At 56.3% G+C, this 6,000-nt stretch carries 6 protein-coding genes and 1 pseudogene; 1 reads left to right on the forward strand and 6 read right to left on the reverse strand.

Annotated features, from left to right (window positions below):
• Window positions 1-129 precede the first annotated feature (129 nt).
• The 6 genes from DSM25558_RS22735 to DSM25558_RS22760 form a co-directional block, all read right to left on the reverse strand.
• Window positions 130-927, reverse strand: coding sequence for a transporter substrate-binding domain-containing protein (locus DSM25558_RS22735; protein WP_077106950.1), 798 nt, complete (start codon window positions 925-927; stop codon window positions 130-132).
• Between the two features lie 59 nt (window positions 928-986).
• Window positions 987-1,715: an amino acid ABC transporter ATP-binding protein gene (locus tag DSM25558_RS22740; RefSeq protein WP_077106951.1), complete on the reverse strand. Its 729-nt coding sequence runs from the start codon at window positions 1,713-1,715 to the stop codon at window positions 987-989.
• Window positions 1,699-2,352 (reverse strand): amino acid ABC transporter permease, encoded by a 654-nt coding sequence (locus DSM25558_RS22745; protein ID WP_062451825.1) that lies wholly within the window; start codon window positions 2,350-2,352, stop codon window positions 1,699-1,701. Before DSM25558_RS22745 ends, DSM25558_RS22740 begins: the two co-directional genes overlap by 17 nt.
• A gap of 7 nt (window positions 2,353-2,359) precedes the next feature.
• Window positions 2,360-3,043 (reverse strand): amino acid ABC transporter permease, encoded by a 684-nt coding sequence (locus DSM25558_RS22750; RefSeq protein WP_077106952.1) that lies wholly within the window; start codon window positions 3,041-3,043, stop codon window positions 2,360-2,362.
• A gap of 129 nt (window positions 3,044-3,172) precedes the next feature.
• On the reverse strand, window positions 3,173-4,009 hold the full coding sequence (gene kduI / locus DSM25558_RS22755; RefSeq protein WP_077106953.1) for a 5-dehydro-4-deoxy-D-glucuronate isomerase: 837 nt from the start codon (window positions 4,007-4,009) through the stop codon (window positions 3,173-3,175).
• A complete protein-coding gene (locus tag DSM25558_RS22760) occupies window positions 4,006-4,776 on the reverse strand; it encodes a GntR family transcriptional regulator (RefSeq protein ID WP_077106954.1) in 771 nt (256 codons plus the stop codon). Before DSM25558_RS22760 ends, kduI begins: the two co-directional genes overlap by 4 nt.
• Window positions 4,777-5,542: 766 nt before the next feature.
• Between DSM25558_RS22760 and DSM25558_RS22770 the strand changes: the two are divergent.
• Window positions 5,543-5,737 (forward strand): annotated as a pseudogene (locus DSM25558_RS22770) (mannonate dehydratase); the annotation flags it as partial.
• Between the last annotated feature and the right edge of the window lie 263 nt (window positions 5,738-6,000).

The following is a 6,000-nucleotide window of genomic DNA, read 5'->3' on the forward strand; positions in this document are numbered from 1 at the left end:
AATGGACGTGAATAGTCGCAGGCTCCTTCGCTATCTTGCTCACCGGCATTACGGACGGTGTCGAGTATGCAGATAGTTTATCACCCCCCGAAAGTCGCTGAGGCCCTTCGACCCCAGCGCTTCACTTCATCACTGGCGCGATGTCAGATCATCGGGCAACTCGGCATTGTGGTAGTTGCGATAGATGTCGCGCAACACCTTATTGTCGAAATTGGTTTTGACCCATCCGTCGAGCCAGCCTTTCAGCGCGGTTTCACCCTTCGGAATCCCGATGCCAAGATTGGTTTCCTTCTGAGTGAACTTCACCTGCAAGGGATTACTCGTCATCTTCTTGTTGATCCCGTTGATGACCGCCGACTGGCTGGACAAGATATTGACTTGGCCGGAGACGACAGAAGTGATCAGTGTCGCGTCGTCCTCGAAGCGGACGACATCGGCACCCCTTGCCTTTGCCGTGATGTCCTGGTCGTTGGTCGTCGCGCGGGTCACACCGACGCGCTTACCGTCGAGATCTGCATAATCCTTGATCACGACGTCGGCCGGGCCAGCAACGACGAGAGCGAGCGTCGCGTAAGGGACCGAATAATCGATCGCCTTCTTGCGTTCCTCTGTGATGCCGAGCGAAGAAACCACCATGTCAGCCTTGCCCGTCTGTACCGAGGGAACGCGCGCAGCATTTGTGATTTCCACCAGTTCGAGCTCGACGCCCAGATCTTTGGCTATCAGCTTGGCGGTTTCGACGTCAGAGCCTGTCGGCTTCAGGTTTTCATCAACGAAGGAATATTCGGGGGTGCCCATCGCCACTGCGATTCGCACCTTGCCCGCCTTCTTGATATTATCAAGCACGTCGGCATTGGCGGCGGATGCAAAGGCCAGCAGGCCAGCTCCAGCGATAAGTGCCAGTTTCGAAATTATTCTTGTCGGCATATGAGACTCCTCTCTCGTTTACCTAATCCCGCGCTTGGCGCAGGCACTCCTCCATGGATTCAGAGCTCTTCGGCCATGAATTCCTTTAATTCCGGCGTCTGCGGATTTGAGAGGATATCAGCCCCTCCCGTCTCCCAAACTTTTCCGGTATGCATGTAGATGACGCGGTTGGCTGCCCGCTTGGCAAAGCCCATCTCGTGAGTGACGACGATCATCGTCATGCCGCCCCGCGCAAGATCTTCCATAACGCGCAGCACCTCGCCCGTTAGCTTCGGATCAAGCGCCGAGGTCACTTCGTCGAACAGCATCACCTTCGGCCGCATGGCGAGCGAGCGGGCGATCGCCACGCGCTGCTGTTGGCCACCCGAAAGCTGCTCGGGATAATTATCGATCTTCTCCGACAAGCCAACTTTGGCGAGAACCTCCCTCGCGATCTGGAACGCCTCGTCCTTATGCATCGACTTGACACGACGCGGTGCCAACATAATGTTTTCGGCAACCGTCATGTGCGGGAAGAGATTGTAGCTCTGGAACACCATGCCGATGTCGCGGCGCAGCTCCCTCAAATCTAGCTCCGGATCTTGTACGTGATGGCCGCAGACCTCTATCGTTCCGTCCTGGATCCTCTCCAACCGGTTGATGCAGCGAAGGGCCGTGCTCTTGCCAGAACCGGACTGGCCGATCAGCGCAACCACTTCGCCGGTGTTGATCTCGAACGAGACGCCTTTCAGCACCTCCAGGGCACCGAAGCGCTTGACGACATTGGTGAGTTTAACGACGGCCGGCATTGAGTTTCCTCTCGAGCGAACGGCTCCAGACCGACAGCGGAAAACAGACGCAGAAGTAGAAAAGCGCTGCAATGCCGAAGACCAGAAACGGCTGAAACATGGAGTTGTTGATGACCTGCGCTGCACGCGTCAGCTCCAAGAAGCCGACGACGGATGCGAGGGAGGTGTTCTTGACGAGCTGCACAAGGAAACCGACTGTCGGTGGCGTGGCGATTTTCAGCGCCTGTGGCAGGATGACGTCCCGCAGTGCCTGCCATCGCGAGAGCCCAAGGCATTCGGCAGCTTCAAATTGGGTCTTGGCTATGGATTCCACCGAGCCGCGCCAGATCTCGCCGAGATAGGAGCTCGAATAGACCATCATTCCGAGACCGGCGGCGACCAACGGCGGCACCGAGACGCCGAACACGCCAAGCCCAAAATATAGCAGGAACATCTGGATCAGCAGCGGTGTGCCTTGGACGATCTGAATATAGATGAGCGCCGTGCGCCGTAGCCAGCGGAAGCGCGATATCCGGGCCAGCATGACGAAAAAGCCGGCAAGGCCGCCAAGAATGAAGGCGAGCGCGGAGAGCACGACCGTCCAGAGCAGGCCGTCGAGCAGGTAGAAAAGGTGATTGGTCGAGAAAGCACCGAGCATCATCACCTCACACGCCGAGCCCGAGCCGGCGGCGGCGCGGGAATGCGATGAGGCCAAGCCCGAAAAAGGCAGCACGCATCAGATAGGTGATCGCGATGTAGAGAAGCGCCACGACGAAATAGGTTTCCAGCGAGCGGAAGGTGTTCGACTGGATGTTGTTAGCAATGCCCGTCAACTCCTCAGCCGAGATCTGCGAGCAGATCGAGGTTGACAGCATCATCAGAATGAACTGGCTCGAGAGTGCGGGATAGACGCGCTCGATCGCCGGCAGAAGGATGATGTCGCGGTAGATCTGGAGCTTCGAAAGACCTAGCGCTTCTGCGGCCTCGATTTGGCTCGGATGGATAGAATCCATGCCGGCGCGAACGATCTCAGCGGTATAGGCCCCGACATTGATGACCATCGCGAATACTGAGGCCGCGATGATTGGCAACCGGAAACCGATCGACGACAGGCCGAAGAAGATGAAGAATATCTGGACGATGAACGGCGTGTTGCGAACCGTCTCGATATAGATGCTGACAATGCTTCGCAGGATGGCTGAGTTCGAACGGCGGCCAATAGCGCAGGCTACACCGATCGCCATGCCGATGATAACCGCAAACACCGTGATCTCGATTGTCGTCAGAGCACCGGATAGAAAGTCCTGCCAGTAGGGCAACAGTGCCCCGAAATCGAACTGATAATTCATGATTCCTCCCTGCGCTCCGGGTTTTTCCGGTGCCAATGTTTTATTATGTGAGCCAGACGTCATCGACGGGGATGACGGTACCGTGAACGTCGTTCGATGCTTCCCGTGTTAGGAACAGGGCAGCCCGTCTTACCTCAGATCCGCGATGGCGATGTGGTCCATGTCGGTGAAGCTCTTGTTGTCACCGGCCATCGCCCAGATGAAGCTGTAATTCTTGGTGCCGACACCCGAGTGGATAGACCAGGACGGAGAGAGGACTGCCTGCTCGTTGGCGATCAGCATGTGGCGGGTCTGCTGTGGCTCGCCCATGAAGTGAAAGATGCGCTGATCGGCTTCCAGGTCGAAATAGAGATATGCTTCCATGCGCCGGTCATGGGTGTGCGATGGCATTGTGTTCCAGACGCTACCCTGCTCGATCATGGTGAAGCCCATGGTCAGCTGGCAGGACTGGCAGACTCCCGGGTGAATGAACTGGTAGATCGAGCGCTTGTTGGCGGTCGCCGCCTCGCCTGTGACCAGATGGCGGGCGTTGTCGCGGGTCAGGAGAACCGTCGGATGCGCCTGATGCGCCGGCGCAGAGACAAGGTAGAATTTTGCCGGGGTGCCAGCGTTGTCACTCTCGAAGAGGACATCCTTGGCACCCTTTCCAACATAGAGGCAAGCATATTTCGCCAGCGCATGGCTCTTGCCATCGACAATGATTCGGCCCGCGCCACCGACGTTCAGCGCGCCTAGTTCCCGCTCCGCCAGGAAGGTCTCCTGACCGATTTGGTTCGGTGCGCCAAGCGTCAGGCTTTCGCCGAGCGGCGTCACGCCACCAATGACCATGCGGTCATAATGCGAATAGGTGAGCCGAATCTCGCCGCCTGAGAAAATCGTCTCAACTAGAAAATGGCGGCGTAGCGTTTGAGTGTCGTAGTCGCGAACGGCCTCTGGATGGGAAGCATAACGGACATCGATCGTCATTGATTTTTCTCCTTCTCTTTTTTGGATGCCAGCGGAGAATTTGCATCCTCGATGTAATAGTTCGGATCCCAGAACACGGCCTTCTCGACTTCGCCGAGCAACTTGCCGAGGTGAAAGCCCATGGCGGCGGCGGCACCGGCCTTGTCTCCGGCCTTCATACAGTCGATTACTCCCGAATGCTCCTCGATGACGCGCGCAAGACGCCCTTCCTGCGGCAGTGTCAGCAGGCGGTAGCGATCGGAATGAACCTTCACCTGCTGGATGATCGCCCACATACCAGGGAAGCCGGCGATATCACTGATCAGCTTATGAAAATCGTTGTCAACAACGTGGAAGGACTCGAAATCACCATCATGCACGCAGGCTCTGAGATCATCTAGATTGCGCTCCAGTGAGCGAATGCCGGCCGGCGTTATCTTCTCGGTGGCGATAGAGACGGTCGTATCCTCCAGTGCCTTGCGCACTAGGATCGCCTCATAAAGTGCCCTGCGTGGAATTCGTGAAACAAAGGTCCCTGCTTGCGGAAAGACGTCAACGAGCCCATCGTCGGAAAGGCGCAGGATCGCCTCGCGGATTGGTGTGCGACTGACGCCGAACTGCGCCTGCAGTTCTTTCTCATTAAGAAGGTCCATCGGCTTGAGACGCAGTGAAATGATGTCGTTGCGTAGCGTGTCGTAAATCAGAGTTGCAGCGCGCGGGGCGGCTGCGCGCTCATAGGCGGGGTAAGTGACACCGGCGATCGAGCGCTTCTTGCGGGCTTCGCTCATCGCGTCATCCTGCGCATGTCAGCGATCATGTAGCCTAAGTTATACTTCACCCTTAGCCCCTCCCGTTGGCTCACATGAAGTAGTATATTAATATCCAAGTGAGCGCAAGCGAATCGAACCAACAATCATGAAAGTAGCCTTCCGTGCGAAACCGTTGCCAAAAGCAAATTCTAATCCTCAGGGTGCGATAGTTTTGAAGGATCCAGGCGAACGAACCGGGATTCTTTATGGCTTCAACTGCTAGTTTTGAGATTGGTCCGTTTTCCTGAGCTCGCGAAAGCGGGAAATTATTCCTGGCGGTCGAAAGCAGCGGCCTGATGAGAGGTTTATAGGATGGACAATGAGCCGGTAAAGCGATGGGCTTAGGCCGTGGATCTGCCAGTAATGGAGAAATTCGAGGCCCCTAGAAATCGCAATTACAAAAGTCCTGACGTGAAGAAATCGAACTTTCAACCTTTGTACCGACCTATCTAGCGCGTACCGGTGGAGTTCTTTAAAATTTTCAGATTTCAGGAATTCAGCGCATGTTGACTTCGTTCGAAGCGTTATCCGCAGTCAAATCTGAGCCCAACTCTCGGGTTGGAGGCCGAGATCCGGATAGAGCTTGTCAAATGCAACGATGTCGGCATTGAGCTCGACGATCATTCAGTCGCGAACCTGCATGACGATGTCGCGCACCGGCTTGTCCCGCAGACGGACCAGATGGCATTGACGGCCAGTTGTCATTAGATGCTCACCCGCCGGCACCAATGTGCGAGTTCGCAGCCAAACTTTCCCTGATGAAGGCGACATGGACACGATCCGCTCGCTGAAAATCTACAAAGAGGTCGGCTACAAATACATGATCATGCCCGATCATGTTCCGACCATCTCGGGCCGAGATCCGATCGGCGTCGCGTTTAGCTTCTGCTACGGCTACATCGCGGCGCTCCTCGAAGCGATGGATCGCGGACATATTTAACTATTTGGCGGCCGGGCCACGTCTGGCCGCGAACTTCCGCACAGTTTTTAAAAGGTTTCCGTCTGATGGATCATCTTCACAGGGACGTGCACGGACGCGCGTTGAACGTCACAATTTTTCCGACGCCGGAAGACGCGAGTACTGCGGTTGCCGAGCGTATCCTATCGGTAGTTCGCGCCAAGCCTACTGCAGTGCTGGGACTGGCGACCGGCCAGACACCTCGCCAGGTCTATGCAAAGCTGCTGAATGCAGTAGAGAGCGGT

This window comes from Agrobacterium sp. DSM 25558 (genome assembly GCF_900100825.1).
In the GTDB taxonomy this organism is placed as follows: domain Bacteria; phylum Pseudomonadota; class Alphaproteobacteria; order Rhizobiales; family Rhizobiaceae; genus Agrobacterium.